This window comes from Azospirillum cavernae (assembly GCF_003590795.1).
GTDB lineage: Bacteria > Pseudomonadota > Alphaproteobacteria > Azospirillales > Azospirillaceae > Azospirillum > Azospirillum cavernae.
This window is the reverse complement of record NZ_QYUL01000005.1, coordinates 189,063-212,721: the sequence shown is the minus strand read 5'-3', so window position 1 is coordinate 212,721 and position 23,659 is coordinate 189,063. Positions and strand designations below refer to the sequence as shown.

Annotated in this window: 15 protein-coding genes and 1 pseudogene; 9 read left to right on the top strand and 7 right to left on the bottom strand. The window is 64.9% G+C overall.

The window, feature by feature from the left end; all coding sequences use genetic code 11:
- Positions 1-4: 4 nt before the first annotated feature.
- From D3877_RS26355 to D3877_RS26340, 4 genes are all read left to right on the top strand, one after another.
- Positions 5-3,109, top strand: a complete 3,105-nt coding sequence (locus D3877_RS26355; RefSeq protein WP_119833777.1) for an efflux RND transporter permease subunit — start codon at positions 5-7, stop codon at positions 3,107-3,109.
- Between the two features lie 280 nt (positions 3,110-3,389).
- On the top strand, positions 3,390-4,748 hold the full coding sequence (locus D3877_RS26350; RefSeq protein ID WP_119833776.1) for a DUF2252 domain-containing protein: 1,359 nt from the start codon (positions 3,390-3,392) through the stop codon (positions 4,746-4,748).
- 101 nt (positions 4,749-4,849) lie between these two features.
- Complete coding sequence (locus D3877_RS26345; RefSeq protein ID WP_158600014.1) at positions 4,850-7,528, top strand: PAS domain S-box protein; 2,679 nt, start codon at positions 4,850-4,852, stop codon at positions 7,526-7,528.
- A 21-nt stretch (positions 7,529-7,549) separates the two neighbouring features.
- Complete coding sequence (locus tag D3877_RS26340) at positions 7,550-7,918, top strand: response regulator (RefSeq protein WP_119833774.1); 369 nt, start codon at positions 7,550-7,552, stop codon at positions 7,916-7,918.
- A gap of 101 nt (positions 7,919-8,019) precedes the next feature.
- Here the strand turns inward: D3877_RS26340 and D3877_RS30335 are convergent, their stop codons facing one another.
- From D3877_RS30335 to folK, 3 genes are all read right to left on the bottom strand, one after another.
- Complete coding sequence (locus tag D3877_RS30335; protein WP_199720998.1) at positions 8,020-8,178, bottom strand: hypothetical protein; 159 nt, start codon at positions 8,176-8,178, stop codon at positions 8,020-8,022.
- A gap of 243 nt (positions 8,179-8,421) precedes the next feature.
- Positions 8,422-8,838: a tunnelling fold family protein gene (locus D3877_RS26335; RefSeq protein WP_119833773.1), complete on the bottom strand. Its 417-nt coding sequence runs from the start codon at positions 8,836-8,838 to the stop codon at positions 8,422-8,424.
- Between the two features lie 133 nt (positions 8,839-8,971).
- Positions 8,972-9,505, bottom strand: coding sequence for a 2-amino-4-hydroxy-6-hydroxymethyldihydropteridine diphosphokinase (folK, locus tag D3877_RS26330; protein WP_119833772.1), 534 nt, complete (start codon positions 9,503-9,505; stop codon positions 8,972-8,974).
- 179 nt (positions 9,506-9,684) lie between these two features.
- Here folK and D3877_RS26325 point away from each other — a divergent pair, with 179 nt between their 5' ends.
- Together D3877_RS26325 and D3877_RS26320 are read left to right on the top strand one after the other, a co-directional pair.
- The gene (locus tag D3877_RS26325; RefSeq protein ID WP_119833771.1) at positions 9,685-10,281 is read left to right on the top strand and encodes an SRPBCC family protein; all 597 of its coding nucleotides are present in this window, start codon (positions 9,685-9,687) and stop codon (positions 10,279-10,281) included.
- A gap of 131 nt (positions 10,282-10,412) precedes the next feature.
- Positions 10,413-10,793: a c-type cytochrome gene (locus D3877_RS26320; protein WP_119833770.1), complete on the top strand. Its 381-nt coding sequence runs from the start codon at positions 10,413-10,415 to the stop codon at positions 10,791-10,793.
- A gap of 75 nt (positions 10,794-10,868) precedes the next feature.
- Here D3877_RS26320 and pepN read toward each other — a convergent pair.
- Positions 10,869-13,525 (bottom strand): annotated as a pseudogene (gene pepN, locus D3877_RS26315) (aminopeptidase N).
- A gap of 186 nt (positions 13,526-13,711) precedes the next feature.
- Here pepN and D3877_RS26310 point away from each other — a divergent pair.
- The gene (locus D3877_RS26310; protein WP_119833769.1) at positions 13,712-14,278 is read left to right on the top strand and encodes a TetR/AcrR family transcriptional regulator; all 567 of its coding nucleotides are present in this window, start codon (positions 13,712-13,714) and stop codon (positions 14,276-14,278) included.
- Positions 14,279-14,294: 16 nt separating this feature from the next.
- Here D3877_RS26310 and D3877_RS26305 read toward each other — a convergent pair whose 3' ends face one another.
- From D3877_RS26305 to D3877_RS26300, 3 genes are all read right to left on the bottom strand, one after another.
- The gene (locus D3877_RS26305; protein ID WP_119833768.1) at positions 14,295-17,261 is read right to left on the bottom strand and encodes a methyl-accepting chemotaxis protein; all 2,967 of its coding nucleotides are present in this window, start codon (positions 17,259-17,261) and stop codon (positions 14,295-14,297) included.
- Positions 17,230-17,448 (bottom strand): hypothetical protein, encoded by a 219-nt coding sequence (locus tag D3877_RS29645; protein WP_147395302.1) that lies wholly within the window; start codon positions 17,446-17,448, stop codon positions 17,230-17,232. The genes D3877_RS26305 and D3877_RS29645 overlap by 32 nt, the downstream gene beginning before the upstream one ends.
- Before the next feature lie 79 nt (positions 17,449-17,527).
- Positions 17,528-18,007, bottom strand: coding sequence for a winged helix-turn-helix transcriptional regulator (locus tag D3877_RS26300; RefSeq protein ID WP_119834043.1), 480 nt, complete (start codon positions 18,005-18,007; stop codon positions 17,528-17,530).
- 139 nt (positions 18,008-18,146) lie between these two features.
- On the opposite strand from D3877_RS26300, the gene putA reads away from it, so the two are divergent.
- Together putA and D3877_RS26290 are read left to right on the top strand one after the other, a co-directional pair.
- The gene (gene putA / locus D3877_RS26295) at positions 18,147-21,281 is read left to right on the top strand and encodes a bifunctional proline dehydrogenase/L-glutamate gamma-semialdehyde dehydrogenase PutA (RefSeq protein WP_119833767.1); all 3,135 of its coding nucleotides are present in this window, start codon (positions 18,147-18,149) and stop codon (positions 21,279-21,281) included.
- A 335-nt stretch (positions 21,282-21,616) separates the two neighbouring features.
- A complete protein-coding gene (locus D3877_RS26290; RefSeq protein WP_119833766.1) occupies positions 21,617-23,641 on the top strand; it encodes a hypothetical protein in 2,025 nt (674 codons plus the stop codon).
- The last annotated feature ends 18 nt before the right edge of the window (positions 23,642-23,659 follow it).

Sequence of the window (23,659 nt, the reverse complement as noted above, 5' to 3'; positions counted from 1 at the left end):
ACCCATGGTCCTCTCCGATCTTTCCATCCGCCGCCCGGTTCTCGCCACCGTCATGAGTCTGGCGGTGATGCTCATCGGCGTTGTGTCGTATCAACGCCTGTCGGTGCGCGAATACCCCAAGATCGACGAGCCGGTCGTCACCGTCGAGACCACCTACAAGGGCGCCTCGGCCCAGATCATCGAAAGCCAGGTGACGCAGACGCTGGAAGACAGCCTTGCGGGCATCGAGGGCATCGACGTCATGTCGTCGATCAGCCGGGCGGAGAAATCGCAGATCACCTTGCGCTTCCGCTTGGACCGCAATGTGGACGTCGCCGCCAGCGACGTGCGCGACCGGGTGGGCCGCGTCCGCGCCGCCCTGCCGACCGAAATCGACGAGCCGGTGATCGCCAAGGTCGAGGCTGACGCGCAACCGATCCTCTACCTCGCCTTTTCGTCGGACCGGCACACGCCGCTGGACGTCACCGATTTCGCCGACCGTTACGTCAAGGATCGTCTGCAAAATCTCCCCGGCGTCGCCCAGGTCCGCATTTTTGGCGAACGGCGTTTCGCCATGCGGCTGTGGCTCGACCCGCAGCGGATGGCGGCCTATCGGGTGACGCCGCAGGACGTCGAAAACGCCCTGCGCAAGCAGAATGTCGAAATCCCGGCGGGCCGCGTCGAAAGCACGGCGCGTGAGTTCACCGTGGTGTCGGAAACCGATCTGCGCTCCCCCGATGAGTTCGAGCGGATCATCCTGCGCGACGACAGCGGTTATCTGGTGCGTTTGCGCGACGTTGGCCGGGCGGAAATCGGCCCGCTGGACGAGCGGGTGAGCGCCCGCTTCAACGGTCGCGGCGCGGTCGCCATCGGCGTGGTCAAGCAATCCACCGCCAACCCGCTGGACGTCTCCAAGGCGGTCAACGCCGCGCTGGGGCCGATCCGCGCCGCGCTGCCCGAAGGCATGGGCGTCGAGGTGGCTTACGACAGCTCGGTCTTCATTTCAAAATCCATCGACGCGGTGTTCAGCACGATCTTTGAAGCGATCCTGTTGGTCGTTCTGGTGATCTTCTTCTTCTTGCGGTCGCTGCGGGCGACTCTGGTGCCGCTGGTGACGATCCCGGTGTCGTTGATCGGCAGCTTCGCCCTGATGTACGCCTTTGGATTCTCGATCAACACCTTGACCCTGCTGTCGATGGTGCTGGCCATCGGTCTGGTGGTCGATGACGCCATCGTCATGCTGGAAAACATCTTCCGCTATGTGGAGGAGGGCATGCCCCCCTTCCAGGCGGCGCTGAAGGGGGCGAGGGAGATCGGCTTCGCCGTCATCGCCATGACCATCACGCTGGCGGCGGTCTACGCCCCCATCAGCTTCATGACCGGGCGGACGGGGCGCCTGTTCACCGAATTCGCCCTGACGCTGGCGGGCGCGGTGATCGTGTCGGGCTTCGTCGCGCTGACGCTGTCGCCGATGATGTGCTCCAAACTGCTGAAGCACGAGACCAAGCACAATCTGTTCTACCGGGTGATCGAAGGCTTCTTGGAGGGCATGACCGCCGCCTATCGCGGGCTGCTGCGGCTGTCGCTGCGGGCGCGTCCCCTGGTTCTGCTGATCGGCTTTGGCGTGGCGGCGGCCAGCTACACGCTGTTCATCGGGCTGAAATCGGAATTGTCGCCGGTGGAGGATCGCGGCACCATCGTCGGCATCGCCATCGCGCCGGAAGGCTCGACGCTCGATTACACGATGAGCTACGCGCAGAGGATGGAGGCGCTGTTCCGCAGCATCCCGGTGGTGGAGAAATTCTTCGTCGTCGTCGGCTTCCCGGTGGTCAACCAGGGCATCGCCTTCGTCCGCTTGATCGACTGGGACCAACGCGAGGTGAAGCAACAGGCGATCACCGCGCAGTTGTTCCCCAAGATGTTCGGCATCCCCGGCATCCTGGGCTTCGTCACCAACCCGCCGTCGCTGGGGCAAAGCCCGATCGACAAGCCGGTCAATTTCGTCATCCAGACCTCTCTGCCCTTTGAAGAGTTGCAGAAGATGGTCAACGCGATGATGGCGGAGGCGCGGACCTTTCCCGGCCTGACCAACCTCGACACCGATCTGAAGCTGAACAAGCCGGAGCTGCGCATCTCGCTGGACCGCGACAAGGCCGCCGATCTGGGCGTCGATGTCGACACCGTCGGGCGCACTTTGGAAACCCTGTTGGGCGGGCGGCAGGTCACGCGTTTCAAGAAAGACGGCAAGCAATATGACGTGATCGTCCAGGTCGCCAACGTGGACCGCCGCAACCCCGACGACATCGCGTCGATCTATGTGCGCGGCGGCACGACGACGGCGGGCGGCAACGCGCCGATGATCTCGCTGGCCAATCTGGTGCAGGTCGAGGAGCGGGTCGCGCCCAAGGAGTTGAACCATTTCAACAAGCTGCGCTCGGCCACCATCACCGCGACGCTGGCCCCGGGCGTTTCGCTGGGCGAGGCCCTGACCGTGATGCAGGCGGCGGCGCAAAAGACGCTGCCGCCGACCGCCCAAACCGACTACGCCGGGCAAAGCCGCGAGTTCCGGGAATCGGCGACCGGCTTGTATTTCGTCTTCATCCTGGCGCTGGCCTTCATCTATCTGGTGTTGGCGGCGCAGTTTGAAAGCTTCGTCGACCCGTTCGTCATCATGCTGACGGTGCCGTTGTCGATGACCGGCGCGCTCGCCGCCTTGCAGTTCAGCGGCGGCACGATGAACGTCTACAGCCAGATCGGCTTGGTGACGCTGGTCGGTCTCATCACCAAGCACGGCATTTTGATCGTCGAGTTCGCCAACCAGCTTCAACGCGCCGGGGTGGACATCCGCAAGGCGGTGGAGGACGCCGCCGTGATGCGCCTGCGTCCTATTTTGATGACCACCGGCGCGATGGTGCTGGGCGCGGTGCCGCTGGCCAACGCCCATGGCGCGGGCGCGGAAAGCCGACAGGCCATCGGTGCCGTGATCGTCGGCGGCATGACGCTGGGCACCCTTCTGACCCTCTTCGTCGTGCCGACCGTCTACAGCTACATCGCCAAGAAAAAGCCCTTCCCGACGGACGAGGCGATGGAGCATCACAGCCCACAGGCCGCCGCCCACCCGGCAGAATGATGTGGACGGGGAGGATGCGAGACCAGCGTTTCGGCGCCGGGCTGCCCCCTCCCTAACCCTCCCCCGCCTTTGGCGGGAGAGGGGGCAGGCTCCTTGGCGAAAGACGGCGGAGTTCCCTCTCCCGCCGAAGGCGGGGGAGGGGTAGGGAGGGGGCAAACACGCGCGCTCGCCCCAACCATGCAACCCCGTCATCAAAATTTCGCAGAAACCACACGACCGCGTCGGGAGGGGCGGCGATGATCGCCCTCCCCGTCCGTCGCGATTTCAGGAGTTTCCGCCGATGCGCCGACTCGCTCTTGCCCTGTCCTTGTCCCTTCTCGCCATCAGTCCAGTGAACGCCGCCTCCAACCGCCCGAGTTGGGTTGAATCGGAGTTGTACGGTTTCAACCATCCGCTGGCCCAGTCGCAACCGGCGGAGGTCGCGACCAAGATGGACAAGATGGCGACCTCGCCCTTCGTCTTCTACCGGGGAACCGCGCATCTGTTTTACCGGGACATGGCGACCCTGCCGCCGTCGGCCTATCTGAACGCGGCGACCAGCGCCGCGTGGATCGATGGCGATCTGCATGTGCAGAATTACGGCGGCGTCCGCGATTCGGCGGGGAACGACGTGTTCGACATCTCCGACTTCGACGAATCCTATCTTGGCCGCTACAGCTGGGACGTCCGGCGCATGGCGGTCAGCATCGTGTTGGCGGCGCGCGAGCTTGGCTTTTCCAAGAGCGATCAGGGAACGCTGGTTGACCAATTCGTCGACTCCTACCTGAACAAGCTGTCCGACTTCAAAGGCACGAACGACGAGCTGTCCTATCGGCTGAAGGCCGGTGATCTGTCCAACGTCGCCAAGGACGTGGTGCAGAAGGTGGGAAGCAAGAGCCGCGCCGATCTTCTGACCAAATACACCAGCGTCAGCGGCGGCGTGCGCCGTCTGAACAGCGATTCCACCCTGGTCGCGGTTCCGACGGCGACGGCCAGCGCGATCACCAGCGCGATGAGCGGCTACATCGCCTCCATCGCGGCGGCCAAGCGGCAGCCGACCGCCTTCTACGCGGTGAAGGATGTTCGCCAGCGGATGGGGTCGGGCGTCGGCAGCCTGGGCCGCTCCCGCTATTGGGTGTTGATCGAGGGCGCGACCAGCGGAACGAGCGACGACGTGATCCTGGAAATGAAAGAAATCGGGCCAAGCGCGGTGGCGCTGGCCAATCCCGGCGGGATGCCGTCCTCGGCCTATGGCAACCACGAGGGAACCCGCGTGGCGATGAGCAACAAGGCCGGGCTGACCAACACCGACCCACTGGTCGGCGCGGCGACCATCGCCGGAAAGCCCTTTTTCGTGAAAGAGAAGTCGCCCTTCCAGCAGGACTTCGACTACACGGCGCTGAAGGGCAGCCTGGGCAATTTCAAGGACACCGTGTCGGCGATGGGCAAGATCATGGCCAAGACCCACGCGCTGGCCGACCAGGATTATGATTCGTCCTTGGTGCCGTTCAGCGAAGACAAGCAGATCACCGACGTCGTCGTGTCGGCTTCCGGCTTCAAGGCGGAAACCCGCAGCTTCGCCGCCGATTACGCCGATCAAGTGCAGTTGGACCACGCCGCGATGACGGCGGCCCGCGCGGCGGGGCGCCCGCTCTATTGAGCTTGAGCGATGAAGGGGGCGGGACGGCGCGCGTCATGCCCCCTTCATAACCAGCGAAAAGACCGTTAGACTTTCCATCATCGGCGTCGATGGGATGCGGCATGCAACGTTTGGTGCAGGATGATGCGGCGCCGTTTGCGGACGATGAGTCCGAAGACTCGCCCCTATGCCTGCGTTGGCGCTACAGCCCCGACGGGCGCGCGCCGCCCCTTGGCGCTTGGCCAGATCGCTTGCACCCCGACGACCGCGCCCGCTTTCTGGCGGAAATCGCCCGCGCGCTGCTGGCCAAGCAACGGCTTGTCCGCCACGCCGATCATCGGGTGACGCGAGCCGATGGCGGGATCGGGTGGTGGCACACGGTCACGACCCTGTGCCCAAGCGCCGACGGCGGGGCTTTCTGCGTCAGCCACGCCTTCGACGTCACCGGCCTGCGCGACGATCCAATCTCCGACATCGCCGATCCGCCCGATGACCGCGCGTTGCTTCAGGCGTTGATCGATTCCATCCCTGATCTGATCTTTTTCAAGGATCCGGGCAGTGTCTATCTTGGCTGCAATCGGGCCTTCGCCGCCTTCATGGGGCGCACGGTCGCCGACATCGTCGGACGCACCGATCTGGATCTCGTGCCGATAGACCGCGCCACATATTTTCAGGAACGCGACGCCGAGGTTCTGCGCCATCGCACCTCCCACCGCATGGAAGAGCGGGTGGATTTCCCCGATGGCCGCTCCGTCCTGTTGGAAACCATCAAGACGCCTTATTACGGCCCATCCGGGGCGGTGTTGGGGCTGGTAGCGGTGGCGCGCGACATCACGGCCAAGGCGCGCGCCGAACGGGAACGTTGGGAAAGCGAACGGCGGCTGGCCACCCTGCTGGGCAATTTGCCGGGCATGGCCTATCGGGGACGGGCCGACGCCGAACGGTCCATGCTGTTCGTCAGCGAAGGCGGGCAGCGTCTGACCGGCCATCATCCAAATGATCTGGTCGATGGAAGCGCGTCGTTCGGCGCGCTGATTCACCCGGCCGACCGCGACCATGTCCGCAGCGGCGTTGACGCCGCGCTCGCCCAGCGCCGCCGCTTCACCCTCAGCTACCGTCTGATCGACCGGGCCGGAATCGTCCGCCATGTTTGGGAGCAGGGCGTCGGGGTGGCCGACGCCGAGGGCCGGATCACCGCCGTCGAGGGCTTCGTCACCGACATCAGCGAGTTGAAGACCGCCGAAGACACGCTGCGCACCCTGTCGCTGGCGGTGGCGCAAAGCCCGGTGTCGGTGCTGATCGCCGATTCTCTGGGAAAAACCATCTATCTCAACCCAAGGTTCCGCATGATGACCGGGCACACGCTCGACGCTGTGCCGGATCTGGACGCGTTCATCGCCTGCATCGCCGCCGCTGGTCCGTTGGCGGTGACGGAGCATCATCCGGCGATGTGGCGGGCTTTGTCGGCGGGCGAAACTTGGCAGACGGAGTTGCCGGGCCGCAAAAGCGGCGGTGAACATTTCTGGGCCGCCATCCGCGTGGCCCCGCTGCTGGATGGCGATGGCCGCATGACCAACCTCATCGCCACCATGGACGACGTCACCACCCGGCGGCAGGCCGAAGAGCAGGTGCGGCGCGCCCAGAAGATGCAGGCGGTCGGCGTTCTGGCGGGCGGGGTGGCCCATGACTTCAACAACATTCTGACCGCCATTCTCGGCTACAGCCATCTGGCGCTCGACAGCCTGCCCCCGGACAGCGACGTTCGGGACGATCTGCGCCATGTGACCGCCGCCGCCAACCGCGCCAAGGGGCTGGTGCAACAGTTGCTGACCTTCGCCCGCAAGGAAAAGCTGGAACGCGAGCCGACGGATCTCCGGGACATCGCGCGCGATGCCGTGGAGTTGGCTGAGCCGACCATCCTCAACGGGGTGGAATGGACGTTGCGGTGCGGGGATGAACCGGCGCCGGTGCTGGCGGCCCCCAGCCAACTGCATCAAGTGATCGTCAATCTCTGCAAGAACGCCGTTGACGCCATCCTTGAGGATTCCGCCCCCGGCGAGCGTGAGAGGCGCGCAACCCTTGCGGTGAGCGCCCTGTCCGTCGCGACCCCACGGGATTTGGCGCGCGGTCGCCTCGACATCGGGCGTTACGCCTGTCTGACCGTCAGCGACACCGGCTGTGGGATGAGTCCGACCGTTCAGGAGCGGATTTTTGATCCTTTTTTCACCACCAAGCCGGTGGACAAAGGCACCGGCCTTGGCCTTGCCGCCGTCCATGGCATCGTGGCCGACCATGGCGGCGTGATCGACGTGACCAGCGCGCCCAGCGCAGGAACCACGATCTCCATTTTCCTACCCTTGCACGATCCCGACGCCCCGCCCCGCCGACAGGACGACACGCGGCGGGTGCTGTTGCTGGACGGCGAGCGCATTATGCTGGGGATGGCCAGCCGCCTGTTGCGCTCGCAAGGGTTCCGCGTCACGGCCACGGTGAACAGCCGCCGTGGGTTGGCGCTGTTCAGCGTCGCGCCGGAGCGTTTCGACATCGTGGTTCTGGTTCAAAGCGCGACCGAGCCGACCTGGAAGCTGCTGACTCTGGCCCGCGCCTTTGCCGCCGCCTCTCCGGGCGTGCCGATTGTGGTGTGCGCCGACGTTCCCATCGACCATGACGAGGCCGCCACCCAGGCCGCCGGCATCACGCACGTGCTGCCCACCCCGATTGCCCCGGACCCGTTCGTCACGCTGGTGAAGCAACTGTCTCTTGGGCGTCCCTCGCCCGCAACCCCGCCCCACCTTCACTAAAAACCAAGAGGAAACCGCGCCATGGCCAGCGTGCTGATTATCGACGACGACGATATGGTGCGAACCATGCTGTTGCGCACCATCACGCGCGGCGGGCATGAAGCGTTCGGCGCGCGCGATGGGGTGGAGGGGGTCGCCCGCTTTCGCGAGCATCCCGCCGATCTGGTCATCACCGACATCTTCATGCCCAACCAAGAAGGGTTGGCCACCATCATGGAGTTGCGGCGCGTCACGCCCAATTTAAAAATCATCGCCATTTCCGGCGGCGGCGCCCGCGCCTCGCTTGACGTTCTGCCGGTCGCTGAGGCGCTTGGCGCGCAGAAAACCCTGCGCAAACCCTTCACCCCCGCCGAGGTGATGGAGGCCGTCAACGAGGTTTTGGGGGGGTGAGGATTGGACCCGTTTCACCAAAAAGGGCGTCGCTCTCACCGGAGCGACGCCCTTTTGTTCGACACGATCAACGCGACCGTAAGGAAGACGGAACGCTGCCGTCAGGCGGCCATCCGCTCTTCTTCAAGCCGACGATTTCGGGCGATCTGGTCAAACAATTGCCGCACATTGTCGCGGCTGACGCCGTCACGAGCCATGACGGCGAGGATGATCGGGTCTTCAAGGAGTTCCGAAAGGGTCGGCGTCGTGCTGCGGTCCATGGATTCCTCCCTTAAAACGGATCAATCACTGCGGATGGGTGGGGCCTGCGCGCTGTTTGGGTGGAATATACGGGCTGTTAACCCTTGATTTCGGATTGTACGCGAAAAATACAATTTCGCAACGATATCCGACGACGGAAAAGAAAAAATGCCCAGATTTTGGTCATGGGCAATTCATACATCGTCACGCCAACGTAGTCCCATCGGACTGACCAATAGGTCAAAGATAGTAACGTGATGGATTCAGAAAGATGAAAGACTGTTTTGTTGCATACGTGTGATGCTTGCGCCGGTTCCCGCGCCATCTTCGGTTACAGACGGCAATTCCACAGCGACGGAGGCCCGTTGGACCTTGGCGTGGGCCAAACACAAATCGGCGGCGCTCTCGGCCAGATAGTCCGGCCCGGAAATCGACGGCTCCGCGCACAGGCGCCGCAACTCCTCCACAATGTCCTCGTAGGACATCACAGCCGCGATGTCGTCGGGAAAGCCCTGCCCTGGATGGACCACCGTCAAGGTCAGGTCAAAACTGGCGATGACCGGGCCATCCCGCCCGACCAGCCGAACCGGGGCGGTGAAGCCGCGCACAAGGATCGTGTAGGTGAGCGTCGCGCCGCCCGGTTGGACGATGGCGCGACGATCCGCGCTGTTGTCTGACAAACGGCATCTCCCAGCCAAACCTGTAGGATTGGCCCCTGGAACGGTTCGGGCGGCCTCGACCGCCCCCTTGTCCGGCACTATAGGCGCAAGCGTCCGGTCTTGCCACCCGCCAGCGACGACGGGCGCCCGTCGCTCAGAGGCTGTCGAGAGCCTCGGCGACGCGCAGGACGGTGTCGCGGTCCGGAACCTCGGTCAGCAGATCGGCGATGGTCCGCTCCAAAAGCGGATGCGCGACGTCGGCGGCGATGTCGGCCAGCGGGCACAGCACAAAGGCGCGCTCAGCGATGCGGGGGTGTGGAATTTCCAGGGTCGGATCGGCCATCGTCACGCCACCGTACAACAGAATGTCGATGTCGATGGGGCGCGGCCCAAAGCGCAACCCGCCCCGCTCCCGCCCCAACGCGGCCTCAATCTCTTTCACGAAGGCCAGCAGGGCCAGCGGCGCCAGCGTGGTCACGCCGCTGACCGCCATGTTCAGAAAGGCGGGCTGGTCGGTGACGTACATCGGCGCGGTTTCATAGACGGCGGACGTCCGGTCGATCCGCACCGCCGCGCCGAGGCGCGCGATGGCCTCGGCGAGGTTGGCCGCGCGGTCGCCGATGTTGCCGCCCAGCGCCAGATGCACAGTGGCCGGGGATGCGGTTTCAGCGGTGGGACGGTCGGACATGTCGGGGCCATTTCGCTGCAATCGGGAAACACCCTGGTCTTAGCAAATGCAAAGACGCGCGTCATGACCGCTTTTCTGTGGTTGAGGGGGCTGTCGAAGCGCGCGGCGATCCCCTATCTTGGATCGCAACCGGAACGCCGCGCTTGCGGCCAACAACGGGTTTGGAGGATCGACGAACCATGGACATGAGCGGAAGCCACCGGATCGAGGCCCCGCGCGACCGCGTGTGGGCCGCGCTGAACGACCCGGAGGTGCTGCGCCAATGCATCCCCGGCTGTGACGAGGTGGTCAAGCAATCCGACACCGAAATGACCGCCAAGGTGGTCGCCAAGGTTGGGCCGGTCAGCGCGAAATTTTCCGGCAAGGTGACGCTGTCGGACCTCGATCCGCCCAACGGCTACACCATCACCGGCGAAGGCTCCGGCGGCGTCGCGGGCTTTGGCAAGGGCGGGGCCTCCGTCACGCTGGCCAGCGACGGGGCGGCCACCGTGCTGACCTACAAGGCGCACGCCCAGGTTGGCGGCAAGCTGGCGCAAATTGGGTCGCGGTTGGTCGACGCCACGGCGCGCAAGATGGCCGATGATTTCTTCGTCCGCTTTACCGCGCTGCTCGACGCGCCAGCCCCGGCGGCGGCGGACACGCCCGACGTGCCCGCGACTTCTCCGGTTGTCGCCAGCCATGGCGCGCCCGCGTCAGGGCAAAGCGGTTTCTATCTGCCTTGGGCGGCGATCCTTGTGGTTGCCGCCATGGTTGCGTTTCTCACCTGGATGAAATAACCCCGTCGGGGTGTTCTTTGGTAGGACAGCGGCATGTTGGGGGGTTGGCCTGACCCTTGGAATGTGTATGCTGCCGCGCGAATTCGGTCGGCGCGCTTCGCTGACCATCACATCGGAAGGGAAGCCGAGGAATGAAGAAGCATCTGATGGGCGTGGCTCTGGTGGCCGCTGTTGTCATGGGCGCCGGCGCCGCGCAGGCGGGTGACGCCGCCGCTGGCAAGGACGTCTTCAAGGTCTGCATGGCCTGCCACACCGCCGAACAGGGCAAGAACAAGGTCGGCCCGTCGCTGTTCGGCGTGGTCGGTCGCCCGGCCGCCTCGATCGACGGCTTCAAATACTCGGCTCCGATGAAGGAAAAGGGCGCGGCTGGTTATGCCTGGACCGCCGACAACCTGAAGGCCTACATCACCGCCCCGAAGGAAATCGTTCCCGGCGGCACGATGGCCTTCGCCGGCCTGAAGGACCCGCAGAAAGTTGACGATCTGGTCGCCTTCTTGGCCGAGCAGAAGTAAGCCTGAGACCCCACGCGGTCTTTGCGATGGTGAAAGGGCCGGAGGGAAACCTCCGGCCCTTTTCCGTGTCGAGCGTCAGCCCGCCGCCGCAAGGCTCTTGCTGGCGATCTCGTAAACATCCGCCGACAGGCCCGGCGTGGCGACGATCCGCTCCAACTGGGCCTTCATCAGCCCCTGACGAGCCGCGTCATAGCGCCGCAGGCGGGAGAATGGCCCCATCAGACGCGACGCAACCTGTGGGTTCATCGGGTCGATGCGCAGGATTTGATCGGCCAGGAAACGATACCCGGCGCCGCTGACCGTGTGGAAGCGAACCGGGTTGCCGTTGGCGAAACCGCCGATCAAGGCGTAGACCTTGTTCGGGTTGCGGATCGCGAAGGCCGGGTGGTCGAGCAGTTCCGTCACCCGCTCCAGCGCGTCGGGGCGGTGGGACATCGCCTGCACGCTGAACCATTTGTCGACGACCAGCGCCTCCCCTTCCAACGCTCGTAGAAGCTGGCGATGGCCTCGGCCCGCTCCTCCGCCGCCGAATTGGACAGGAATTGCAGGGCGGCGATCACGTCGGTCATCGCCATGGCCCCGTGATACTGGCCCAGGCACAGGCCCAGCGCCTCGGCGTCTTCCGCCGCCATCAGATAGGCCAGACACAGATTCTTCAGCGCCCGTTTGCCGATGGCGGCGGCGTCCACCGAGAATTCCCCATGCGTGGCGTTGCGGCGGTAGGCCGCCAGCCATTGGCCGCGCAGCGCCGTCGCCAGAATCTTGCGAGCGAATTCGCGCGCGGTGTGGATGGCGTCGGGGTCGATCACTGCCATCTGGGTGCCCAGATAGGCTTCGGTCGGCAGCACCAGGGCTTGTGCGGCGAAGGCCGGATCCTGGTCGGCGTCTTCCAGAACCTTGGCGACGGCGGCGACGTAGCTGTCGGGCAGGACCAGGGCGCGCCCAGCCTGCTGGTCGGCGACCAGCCCCAGCAGAATGCGCCCACCAAGAATTTGCCCAGCCTCCCACCGATTGAAGGCGTCGCTGTCATGCGCCATCAGAAAGGTGAGGTCAGCGTCCGACAGGTCGGTCTTCAGCTTCACCGGAGCCGAGAAGCCGCGCAGCAGCGACGGGACCGGGCGGGCGGCGACGTCCTGGAAGACGAAAGTCTGGGTTTCGGCGGTGACGTGCAGGATGCGGCTGGTCGCGCCTGCCGCCTCTTCGCCCGCCAGACGCAACGGCAGATCGGCGCCGTCGGGGTCGAGCAGGCCGACGACCAGCGGAATGTGCATCGGCAGCTTGGTCGGCTGGCCCGGCGTTGGCGGAACGGTCTGGCGCACGGTCAGCCGGTAGCTTTGGGTCGCCGCGTCGTGCGCGCCGGTGACGTCCAGTTCCGGGGTTCCCGCCTGCCGATACCAAAGCTGGAACTGCGACAGATCCACGCCGCTGGCGTCGGCCATGGCGGCGACGAAATCGTCGCAGGTCACGGCCTGCCCGTCATGGCGTTGGAAATACAGATCCGTGCCCTTGCGGTACTTGTCCGGCCCCAACAGGGTGTGGATCATGCGGATGACTTCCGCGCCCTTGTTGTAGACGGTGGGCGTGTAGAAGTTGTTGATCTCCACATAGCTGTCGGGCCGCACCGGGTGGGCCATCGCGCCCGAATCCTCTTGAAACTGCACGGTGCGCAGCCCCTGGACGTCGGCGATGCGCTTGACCGCGCGGGAGTTCAGATCGGCGGAGAATTCCTGATCGCGGAAGACCGTCAGCCCTTCCTTCAACGACAGTTGGAACCAGTCGCGGCAGGTGACACGGTTGCCGGTCCAATTGTGGAAATACTCGTGGGCGACGACGGCCTCGATGTTCTGGAAATCGGCGTCGGTCGCGGTTTCCGGTTTGGCCAGGATGTATTTGGTGTTGAAGACGTTGAGCGACTTGTTTTCCATCGCCCCCATGTTGAAATCGCCGACCGCGACGATGTTGAAGATGTCGAGGTCATACTCCAGCCCATAGACCTCCTCGTCCCAGCGCATGGATTTGACGAGCGAGCGCATGGCGTGGTCGATCTTGTCCTCGTTCCCCGGCTCGACATAGATCCGCAGGGTGACGTCGCGGCCGGACGCGGTGCGAAAATGATCCTCGCCATGGACCAGCGCGCCCGCCACCAGCGCGAACAGATAGCAGGGCTTGGGGAAGGGATCCTCCCAACGCGCCCAATGGCGCCCGTCGGGCAGATCGCCGGATTCGGCCAGATTGCCGTTGGACAGCAGAACCGGGTAGCGCGCCTTCTCGCCGGTGATGGTGACGCTGTAGACCGCCATCGCGTCGGGACGGTCGAGGAAATAGGTGATCTTGCGGAATCCCTCGGCCTCGCACTGGGTGCAGAAGTTGCCGGAGGATTTGTACAGCCCTTCCAGCGCCGTGTTTTCCTGCGGCTTGATCTGGACCATTGTTTCCAGCGTGAAGCTGTCCGGCGTGTCGGTCAGGATCAGATGGTCGGGCGTCACCGTGTAATCCGCCGCCGTCAGCGCCCGCCCGTCCAGCGCCACCGAGACCAGCGCCAGCCGCTGGCCGTCGAGCGTCAGCGGTTCGGTCGCCGCGTCGGGGCGGTCGGGGTTGCGGCGGATCGCCAGCACGGCGCGAACGGTCGTGACGTCCTCCCCCAGATCGACGTGCAGAGCGACGCGGTCGATGCGGTGGGCGGGGGGGCGGTAATCCTGAAGCCGGATGGCCTTCGGCGTGCCTTTGTCCATGGTGCCTTGTCTCTGGTCTGTCGTTCGCGAAAGATCCCTGAACGGCGACTGTAGCAAGGCGAAGCCGGGCTGTCCCGCGCCGCCTTGGCGACAAAGCTGCCAATCCGGCGACTGTTCGGCTATAGATCGTCCGCCCCAGCGCGTTTCTGGAAGGGGCGACCGGAGGGATTGGGGCGGATCGGAGTTATGGAAGCAAAAACAAAAAATCGCGACTCATGGCTGACCGCCGCCTTTTCAGCCCTGGCCGAGGGGGGCGTCGAACAGGTCCGCGTCGAGTTGCTGGCAAAAAAGCTGAAGGTCACGAAGGGCAGCTTCTACTGGCACTTCCGCGACCGCACCGACCTGATGAACGCCCTGTTGGACGGCTGGAAGCACGGCCGCATCGCCGCGATCAAGGAGCAGACCCGGCTGGACGGTCGCGAACCGGCCAAGCAACTGCATGATTTGCTGGCGCTTTACAGCGGCAACAACCCGCGCGGCATGGCCATTGAACTGGCCGTCCGCGATTGGGCGCGCCGCGCGCCGGAGGCGGAGGGGGTGATCGCCGAGGTGGACGGCGAACGTCTGCGCTGCGTCGCCGATCTGTTCGTCGCGCTGGGCCTGCCGCCCGATCAGGCTTTCGCCCGCGCCTATCTGTTCTACGCCTTCGCCTTTGGCCAGGGTCTGCTGGCCCGATCCGCCGGAGCCGACCAGACCGAGGCGATCAAGGCGATCTGCGGAGCCGTGCTGGTGCCGGACAAGCAGACGCCTTGATCGCCGCTCAACACGCTCAGGCCCGATAGCCCAGGCGCAACGATCCCCAATGACGCCCACGGACGATGATCGGGGCGTCCACCTCCTTCAAGCGGACCATCTGACCGCCGCCCATGTCGCGGCGGTAGGCTTGCAGCAGGAAGGCCCGCGTGTTGCGCGCCGCCGCCAAACCGGCCCGGTCGGTGAACAGACGTCGGTTGCGGCTGTGCGCGGTGTTCCAATCCACCTCGCCGGGGCGCTGCGGTTCAGAATAGCGGGCGTTGTGGGTCGGCAGATAGCCGATGCTGTTGACGGCCACACAGAATTGGAAGCGCGGGTTGGACGCCAAAATCTGCTCCTGCAAGGTGGGGAACAGGCGGTCGGTCAGGTCGGTGAAGGGGGCGATGAACTGTTCCGGCGCCGTGCCGGGAACGCTGGTCAGTTGGGTGGAGAACAAATCCTCTTCGGTGATGCGGCCATCGCGCAGGCTGTTTTCCAACAACCCCGCCAAGGACGTCGCCGTCTCTTGGATGGTCTTGATGAAGGGGCGGTCGGTTTCGATCAGGCGGCGATAGGCTTCTTCCAGTTTTTCAGTCTGGGCGTCGGACAACTCGCCAAAGGCCAGATGCAGCCCCAGATCGCTGCTTCCGGCGACGATGGCGGGCAAGTCGCCCGCGTCGCGCAGCAGCACCTGAATCGCGCTGTGTTCGGCCAGCGTCGGCAAGCCTTTCGGATCAACCAGCAGACCGTCGATGGAGAGATCCAGCATCGTCGCCGACACGCGGTTCGCGCCAATCACCAGGGTGATCGCCTCTTCGCAGGGGATGCGGTCGGAGGTGCGGCGGTCCCCCGCCACGGATTGGCGGAGCGCAATGACCAGACGCCGCTTCAGATCGGACACGGCGGATTGGGTGTCGGTCATGCGGCGGCTGACGTCGCGGGCGATGTCGGTGATCTCGTCGGTCTGGTCGCGGATGCGCAGCACGCTGCTCGACACTTGTGAGGCCCCGCCGGCGGAGTTGGTGGCGCTGCGCCCGATTTCGCCGTTGGCCGCTGATTGCTCCTCCACCGCCGCCGCCGTGGCGGACGCCGCTTCGTCGATCTCCTGGATGACGGAGATCACGGTCTGAATGGCCGAGACGCTGCCGTTGACCGCCGCCTTCAACTGTTCGATCTGACGGGCGATGTCGCCAGTCGCCCGCGCGGTTTGGCCCGCAAGACTTTTCACCTCGCCTGCGACCACGGCGAAGCCCTTGCCCGCCTCGCCCGCCCGCGCCGCCTCGATGGTGGCGTTGAGCGCCAGCAGGTTGGTTTGTCCGGCGATGTCGTTGATGAGGCTGGCGACCTTGCCGATTTCCTCCGTCGCGATCTCCATACGGCTGATCGCCGAGGCCGAATCCCGCGCGCTGTCCACAGCCTTCCGCGCCACCTCGCTGGAGCGCGCCGCCTGCCGGGCGATCTCATGCCCGGCGGCGTTCAACTCCTCGGTCGCCGCCGCCACGGAGGAGGCGTTGGAACTGGCCTGTTCGGAGGCCGCCGACACCACCACGGTGTTTTCGCGCACCACCCCCAGCGATTCCATCAGATGGGTGATGCCGTCGCCCGCTCGCCGCCCGGCCTGATCCACCCCGATCCACGTGGCGTCAAGGTCGCTTTCGATGGCCTTGCAGGTTTCCAGCAAGGTGATGCGAGTCAACTCCTTCTGACGAACCTCCAACTCCAGCTTTTCATGCAGGCTGTAGCCAATTTTTGCCTTCATCGCGTTCAATTCCGACGCGATCCGCTTGAATTCGGCGATGGAAATTGGTTCTGCCGGACTCATGTAGTCGCCGATGGCGACGCGGCCATAGGTCTTCTCCATCGCCGCCAGCGGCCGACGGACCGTCCGCAAAATCAACAGGCCAAAGAGCGTGGCCAGCGCGCAACCCACTGTGAGCGTCGCCAAAAGCTCCGCAAACCGCAATCGGAAACTGGCGACCGCCGACTGATACTCTTCCCGCGCCACGCGGATTTGCAGTTCCAGAAGCTTGTCGTTGACGTCGTGGAGTTCAAGGAACAACGGCTTCAGCACCTTGCGAACGTGAACCTCCAAGGCCAGAGAGTTGCTGTCCTTGATGTGCGCGATGGCTGGAACAATGGCCTCGCGGTTGAAGCGCGCGCTCAATTCCTGGTACTTCGCCGCCAGGATTTTTTCTTCCGGCGTCAGATAGGTGTCCAAATATTCTTTCAGCAATTTCGCCATATAGGCGACGTTGTCCTCAATTTCTTTAAGCTGTTCCTTGACCTCTTTGTCCGGCATGCCGTCGCGCAGGCCGATCACCAAATCGGTGATGATTTGCTGGTTTTCCCGCGTGTGATTCAGAATCTCGCCGATCTGAAAGGCTGGGACCGTACGATCCTCATAGACCGTGCGCAGCGATTCGTTGGATTCGGACATACCGCGCAACCCGAACCACCCCGCCAGCAGCATCCCCAAAACCAGCACGCCGAACACCGCGAACAATTGTCCGGCGATGCTGTCGCGCACCGCCGCGACGACGCGCGCCGCAAGACCGGGCTTGACCAGTTCGCCCTGCGCCAAAACCAGCTTGGCGGTTCCATTTCGCATCGCCGCGTAGAGGGCGTCCGCCGCCGCTATGTCCTCGCGCGAGGGTTTGGAGCGGATGGAAATGTATTCCTTGACTTCCCCATCGGCCAGAACCGGCGTGACGTTGGCGCGCACCCAATAAAAATCGCCCGATTTGGTGCGGTTCTTGACCAGCCCCTCCCAGGGATGCCCGTCCTTGATCGTGGCCCACAGATCGGCGAAGGCCTCTTTCGGCATGTCGGGATGGCGGACGAGATTGTGCGGGGCGCCAATCAACTCATGCTCGGCAAAGCCGCTGATCTCAACGAAAGCCTTGTTGACGAAGGTGATCCGCCCGCCCGTGTCCGTGCGCGAGACGAGTGGAACACCTTCCGTCAGATGCACTTCAGTCTTGGTGATCGGTGTGTTGACGCGCATGACGCTGTTCCATCTCAGCCGTTGCAACGAAAGCCAGCATCCAACTATTGGTCCAAAACGCAAAGTCGTCCAGAAACAATAGATCGTTGTGTGCCAACCAGCGCGCTTTAACAGCAAGGATCGTGCCGCCGGGCGCCACCCTTGAAATTGCTGGTCGAAAAAGAAACCGCACCCAGATGAGGTTCAAAAACGTCGCTCCGCTCGCAATTTGCGTCTTGAATCGAAAGACGTCTGCAAGATGGGAATTGGTGGGATGGCGCGCGCCGTCAGCCTGACAACCCATCCAACGGGATGGCGGTGACGCTCTTCACCTCCTCCATCACCGCGTAGGTGTGAGTCTCCCGCACGCCGCGCGCGGTGGACAAAAGCTCGCCGAGGAACAATCTGTATTCATTCATGTCGCGAACCCGCGCTTTGACGAGGTAATCGAACCCGCCCGCCACCATATGGCATTCCATGATCTGGGGCATGCGCAGCACGGTGCCCTTGAAGTCGTCGAAATTGTCCGGGGTGGTGCGGTCCAGCACGACCTCCACGAACACCAGCATGCCGGCGTCCAGCCGGTGGGGATCGAGCAAAGCCACGTAACGCTGAATGATGCCGTCATTCTGCAAACGTTTCACCCGTTCCAGACACGCCGCCGGGCTGAGGTTGATCCGGCGGGCCAGTTCAACGTTGCTGAGCCGTCCATCCTCCTGCAATTCGCGCAGGATCTTGACGTCGGTGGGGTCGAGGGAGCGCTCCATCGTCAATTCCAAATTTTCCATGGTTTGTTTCTTATTCTATCATGAAAAATTCCGTTTTATCCACAATCAAACGGACCATCATCGGCTTAAATCTTACTATACTGAATTATCTTCACACCACAGAGCGATGGACCATCCCATGCTTGCATCCGCCGAGTTTCCCGCCGTGCGTCCGGACCGTGCCGCGATCATCGCCGCCTACCGCGCCGACGAGGTGCGGGTGCTGGATGGGCTGATCCAGATCGCCGCCCTGCCCCCCGACGCCCGCCGCCGGGTGCAGGACACCGCCGCCGGTTTCGTCGCCAAGCTGCGGGAAACCCGCCCGCGCTTCGGCGCGCTCGACGCCTTCCTGCAAGAGTTCGGCCTGTCCACCAAGGAAGGCGTGGCGCTGATGTGTCTGGCGGAAGCGCTGCTGCGCATCCCCGATTCCGAAACCGCCGATCTGCTGATTCGCGACAAGATCGGCGACGCCGATTGGACGCGCCATCTCGGCAAGGCCGACAGCCTGTTCGTCAACGCCTCCACCTGGGCGTTGATGCTGACCGGCAAGGTCGTGCGGTTGGACGACGAGGACCAGCGCCAGCCCGCCGGTCTGCTCGATCGTCTGGTCAGCCGGGCGGGCGAGCCGGTGATCCGGCAGGCGATGATGCAGGCGATGCGCATTCTGGGCCGCCAGTTCGTCATGGGCCGCAACATTGAAGAGGCGCTGGACCGCGCCCGCGACAGCGAAAAGCTGGGCTACCGCTATTCCTACGACATGCTGGGCGAAGCCGCCCGCACCCAGGCCGACGCCGACCGCTATCAAGAGACCTACGCGCGGGCCATCGAATCCATCGGCAAGGCGCGCGGCAACCGGACGGTTCTGACCAGCCCCGGCATTTCGGTGAAGCTGTCGGCCATCCACCCGCGTTACGAGATCGCCCAACAGGCCCGCGTGATGGCGGAGCTGCGCCCGCGCCTGCTCGATCTGGCGCTGAAAGCCAAGGCGGCGGGCATCCATCTGACCGTGGACGCCGAAGAATCCGACCGTCTCGACCTGTCGCTCGATGTGATCGAGGCGGTGTTCAGCGACCCAGCGCTCAATGGCTGGGAGGGGTTCGGGCTGGCGGTGCAGGCCTATCAAAAGCGCGCCCTGCCGGTGATCGAATGGTTGGGCAATCTGGCCGCGCGGGTCGGGCGCAAGCTGATGATCCGGCTGGTCAAGGGCGCCTATTGGGACAGCGAGATCAAGCGCGGCCAGGAACGCGGCCTGGACAATTACCCGGTCTTCACCCGCAAGGCGTCCACCGACGTCTCCTATCTGGCCTGCGCCCGCAAGCTGCTCAGCCGCCGCGACGTCTTTCACCCGATGTTCGCCACCCACAACGCGCACACCGTCGCCTCGGTCCTGGAAATGGCGGGCGACCGCGTCGGCTACGAGTTCCAGCGCCTGCACGGCATGGGCGAGCCGCTCTATCATCAAATCGTCGGCCCCGACATGCCGGTGCGCGTGTACGCCCCCGTCGGCAGCCATGAGGATCTGTTGGCCTATCTGGTCCGTCGGTTGCTGGAAAACGGCGCCAACTCCTCCTTCGTCAACCGCATCCAGGACGAACAGGTTCCCATCGCCGACATCGTCGCCGATCCGGTCGCCCGCATCGCCGGTCTGGCGGTGAAGCCGCACCCGCGCATCCCGCTGCCCAAGGATCTCTATGGGGCGGAGCGGCTGAACAGCCAGGGCGCCGACCTCAGCGATCCAACCATCGTCGGCCCGCTGCTGACCGGCATGGCGGCGGCCTGGAGCAAGCCGTGGACGGGCGGCCCCATCGTTGGCGGGTTGACCCCGGCGGGCAACGGTCGCCCCATCGTCGATCCGTCGAACAACGCGCGGCTCGTCGGCCATGTCGTCGAGGCGACCGCCGAGGACGTCGAACGCGCCCTGTCTCTGGCGAGCGCCGCCCATCACGCTTGGTCGGCCCGCCCGGTGACGGAGCGCGCCGACTGCCTGACCCGCGCCGCCGACCTGATGGAGCGCGACCGGGACGAACTGCTGGCCCTGCTGACCCGCGAGGCGGGCAAGGTGCTGCCCGACGCCATCGCCGAACTGCGCGAGGCGGTGGATTTCTGCCGCTATTACGCCACCCGCGCCTGCGCCGATTTCCAGCCGATGGTGATGCCCGGCCCGACCGGCGAGCGCAACGAGCTGCGCCTGACCGGGCGCGGAGTGTTCGTCTGCATCAGCCCGTGGAACTTCCCGCTGGCGATCTTCGCCGGGCAGGTCGCCGCCGCCCTGGTGGCGGGCAACACGGTGATCGCCAAGCCCGCCGAACAGACCCCGTTGATCGCGGCGGCCATGGTCAAGCTGCTGCTGGAGGCCGGTGTGCCGCCCAACGTTCTGCATCTGCTGCCGGGCGACGGCGCGACCGTCGGCGGGCGGCTGGTCGGGGATCGCCGGGTGGCGGGCGTCGCCTTCACCGGATCAACCGAGACGGCCCACCTCATCAACCGCACGCTGGCGACGCGCGGCGGGGCCATCGTGCCCTTCATCGCTGAAACCGGCGGGCAGAACGCCATGCTGGTGGACAATTCCGCCCTGCCCGAACAGGTGGTGGACGACGTCGTGACCAGCGCCTTCCGCTCCGCCGGTCAACGCTGCTCGGCCCTGCGCGTGCTGTTCGTCCAGGACGGCATCGCCCCCAAGGTGATCGAGATGCTGAAGGGCGCGGCGGCGGAGCTGCGTCTGGGCGACCCGGCCCTGCTGTCCACCGACGTCGGCCCGGTGATCGACGGCGAGGCGCTGTCCATCCTGCAACAGCATGTCGAGCGGATGAAACGGGAGGCCGTCACCCTGTTTGAAGGCAAGCTGCCCTATGGCTGCGCCAATGGCAGTTTCCTCGCTCCGCACGCCTTTGAAATCACCAGCCTCGACCAGTTGCCGCGCGAGGTGTTCGGCCCGGTCTTGCACGTCATCCGCTTCAAGGGCGACAAGCTGGACGCCATGCTCGACGCCATCGAGGCCACCGGCTATGGCCTGACGCTGGGAATCCACACCCGCATCGACCGCACCGCCCGCAAGATCGCCGAGCGGATGCCGGTCGGCAACATCTACATCAACCGCAACATGATTGGCGCCGTGGTCGGGGTGCAGCCCTTTGGCGGCGAGGGGCTGTCCGGCACCGGCCCGAAGGCGGGCGGTCCGCGCTACCTCGCGCGCTTCGCGGCGGAACGCACGCTGACGATCAACACGACGGCGGCGGGCGGCAACACCTCTCTGGTTTCGCTCGAAGAGGATTGATCGGATCGGACACCGGGCGGACGGGCGCGCGAATCAAAGAAACGCGCGCACCGCCCGACGTTCGGAGTTCCCCCACCCACGGCATCTCATCACAGCCCGAAAGCGGCCATTTCAAGAAATTTTCCTACAGCGCCTCGCCATCAAGTTTCTGGCCCAACGGCGCGCGCGCAACACACGCCGCTGTGATCGATTTTTTTGCAACGCCCTCACGGCAAACAGCGCAAGCCGAACCGATTTGACGGCGATGAGGCGTCGTTTCAGCATTTCCACCGTTGAATGCTGTTCGTTGCCCGGTCCATAACTGTTCCAGATCCGCTTTCGCAGAATTGGGACGCATGTTGAGCACCGCCGCCCGTTCCTCACGGTCATCCCTTCGCCAACGCCTTCTGACCGTGGCGGCCTGCGCGGCGTTGTTGGTCGGCGGTTCCAGCGCCGCCGACGCCCAGACCACGAGCACAGCCCCGCGCGCGCCGACGGTCCATCACCGTCAGCCGCCGAAAACTTTCGTCTTCGACGAAACAAAGCCAACCTGTTGGGACGGCGATCCGGCAGGGCCAGCCATCCTGAGCGCGTTGACCAACGGCGACGCCGGTTTCCTATCCCTGGCGCGCGAGCAACCGGAGGAGGCGTTTCGCTGCTCCAGCCTGTTCCCCAGCGAGGCCGCGACCGCCATCCTGCGCGAGGCCGCCCTCGCCACCCCCTTTGACGCCATCGGCGCGATTGAACAACTGTCGCTGCGGCCCGGCGGCATGACGATCATCGGGCGCGCCCTGACGCCGACCCTGCTGGCGCGGTCGCTCGACACCGGGATGATTTTCTACGAAACCCGGCACGAGCTGCACAAGCTGATGCCGCCGGAAAATCTGCTGGCGCTGGAGATGCAGGCGCGCAAGGCGCTGACCGTCGCCTTCGCCAAGGAACCATCGGCCTTCTCGGCCAAGATCGGCGCGCTGTTGGACGACATGACGGAAGAGTCCGGTCGGGACCGCTTCCGCATCGTCAACGGGCTGCCCGTCGAGGTGCTGTTCGAACTGATCGCCCGGATCGGGCCGCAGCTCTACACCTCCTCCTTCGACGGCATTCTCGACATCCTGACCCTCAAGCTGAAGCAGGAGCGCCGCACCTTCTTCGATCTGGCCCGCGACCCGGCGGCCAGCGCCCTGTGGGGGGATTTCTTCATCGCCGTGGTGACGAGCGGGCGCGGCGACACCCTGTTCGGCCCGATGGCTGGCAACGCGCGCGACTTGGCGCGGGGCAGCGTTCGGTCTCTGCTGGCGCAGGAAACCCGGATCGACGCGCCCATCGTCGCGGGCGCCCTCGCCGACGCGATGGACACCAAATCCGATGAGATTCGCGCCGCCCTTGAGGATGAGTTGGCCGATCATCACCGGGACGCCCGCAGCCCCATCGTCAAAGCGACGACGGGCTTGGCTGGCGGAATCCACGCCGGTCGCATGGGAACCCGCCCGACCACCGCCGCCTTCGCGGCGGAACGCTTCGCCGACCGCTACCCGCCCGCCCCGGCCCCGGTGTTGAGCGAAGACCGACTGTTCAAGAACGGCGTCAACGTCCAGCGGATGACCTTCTACAACGACGCCGACGGCAAATCGTCGTTCAGCGGCTTCATCAAGTCCCATCGCGCGGCGGGGTGGGCGATTGAGGAGTATCTGGGCTTCGTCGTGGTCTCCAGCCCGGAAAAGGCTGGGCGGCGGATCATCATCGTCGCCGACACCCCCGACGGGGGCGAGAATGGGCGGATGGCCGTGCAACTGTGGCTGCGCCACGCCAATCTCGTGCCGAGCGTCGTCGTGCATCGTGGTCACAGCTATCACGAAGAAGAAACGATGCCGGAGATCTCGACGAACACGGCCTTCGTCTTCTGGGGATCCTGCGGCGGGCAGTTGCGCCTGCGCGCCACGCTGGAGCAGGCCCCCGACGCGCTGGTCCTGGCCACCCAGAACATCGGCACGGCCCTGGTCAACCAGGCCCTGTTGCGGACCATCGAAGACCGGCTGCTGGCCGATGGAACCATCAATTGGACCAAGGTGTGGGCCGACGCTCAGGCCAAGATCCGCGACCGCCGCTTTTCCGCCTATTCCCGGCCCGATCAGAACTCAACTCTGATCGCCCTGCGCGGGTGGCGGTTGCAGACTGAAGGCAAAACGAAATTGCTGAACGCGGCGAAGCCGGAGGTGAACGTTCCGAAGGTGGTCGCCGTCGCTCCGGTCGTCGCCAGCGGCCCCGCGCCCAGCCCCATCGCGCCCACCGCCTGGACCGCGCCGCCGCCGCCGCGCCTGCGTGTCAACACGTCCACCGCCACGCTGGCGGACAGCGACCGTCTCGCCCAAATCGTGCGCTGAAGCGAAGGGTGACGGAAC

What these genes read in the sequence shown, in the direction of transcription:
- D3877_RS26325 (WP_119833771.1), top strand. Translation starts at nt 9,685, where the DNA reads ATGGACATGAGCGGAAGCCACCGGATCGAGGCCCCGCGCGACCGCGTG.
- D3877_RS26290 (WP_119833766.1), top strand. Translation starts at nt 21,617, where the DNA reads ATGTTGAGCACCGCCGCCCGTTCCTCACGGTCATCCCTTCGCCAACGC.
- folK (WP_119833772.1), bottom strand. Translation starts at nt 9,505, where the DNA reads ATGTCCGACCGTCCCACCGCTGAAACCGCATCCCCGGCCACTGTGCAT.
- D3877_RS26305 (WP_119833768.1), bottom strand. Translation starts at nt 17,261, where the DNA reads ATGCGCGTCAACACACCGATCACCAAGACTGAAGTGCATCTGACGGAA.
- putA (WP_119833767.1), top strand. Translation starts at nt 18,147, where the DNA reads ATGCTTGCATCCGCCGAGTTTCCCGCCGTGCGTCCGGACCGTGCCGCG.
- D3877_RS26310 (WP_119833769.1), top strand. Translation starts at nt 13,712, where the DNA reads ATGGAAGCAAAAACAAAAAATCGCGACTCATGGCTGACCGCCGCCTTT.
- D3877_RS30335 (WP_199720998.1), bottom strand. Translation starts at nt 8,178, where the DNA reads ATGGACCGCAGCACGACGCCGACCCTTTCGGAACTCCTTGAAGACCCG.
- D3877_RS26320 (WP_119833770.1), top strand. Translation starts at nt 10,413, where the DNA reads ATGAAGAAGCATCTGATGGGCGTGGCTCTGGTGGCCGCTGTTGTCATG.
- D3877_RS26350 (WP_119833776.1), top strand. Translation starts at nt 3,390, where the DNA reads ATGCGCCGACTCGCTCTTGCCCTGTCCTTGTCCCTTCTCGCCATCAGT.
- D3877_RS26340 (WP_119833774.1), top strand. Translation starts at nt 7,550, where the DNA reads ATGGCCAGCGTGCTGATTATCGACGACGACGATATGGTGCGAACCATG.
- D3877_RS26355 (WP_119833777.1), top strand. Translation starts at nt 5, where the DNA reads ATGGTCCTCTCCGATCTTTCCATCCGCCGCCCGGTTCTCGCCACCGTC.
- D3877_RS26345 (WP_158600014.1), top strand. Translation starts at nt 4,850, where the DNA reads ATGCAACGTTTGGTGCAGGATGATGCGGCGCCGTTTGCGGACGATGAG.
- D3877_RS26300 (WP_119834043.1), bottom strand. Translation starts at nt 18,007, where the DNA reads ATGGAGCGCTCCCTCGACCCCACCGACGTCAAGATCCTGCGCGAATTG.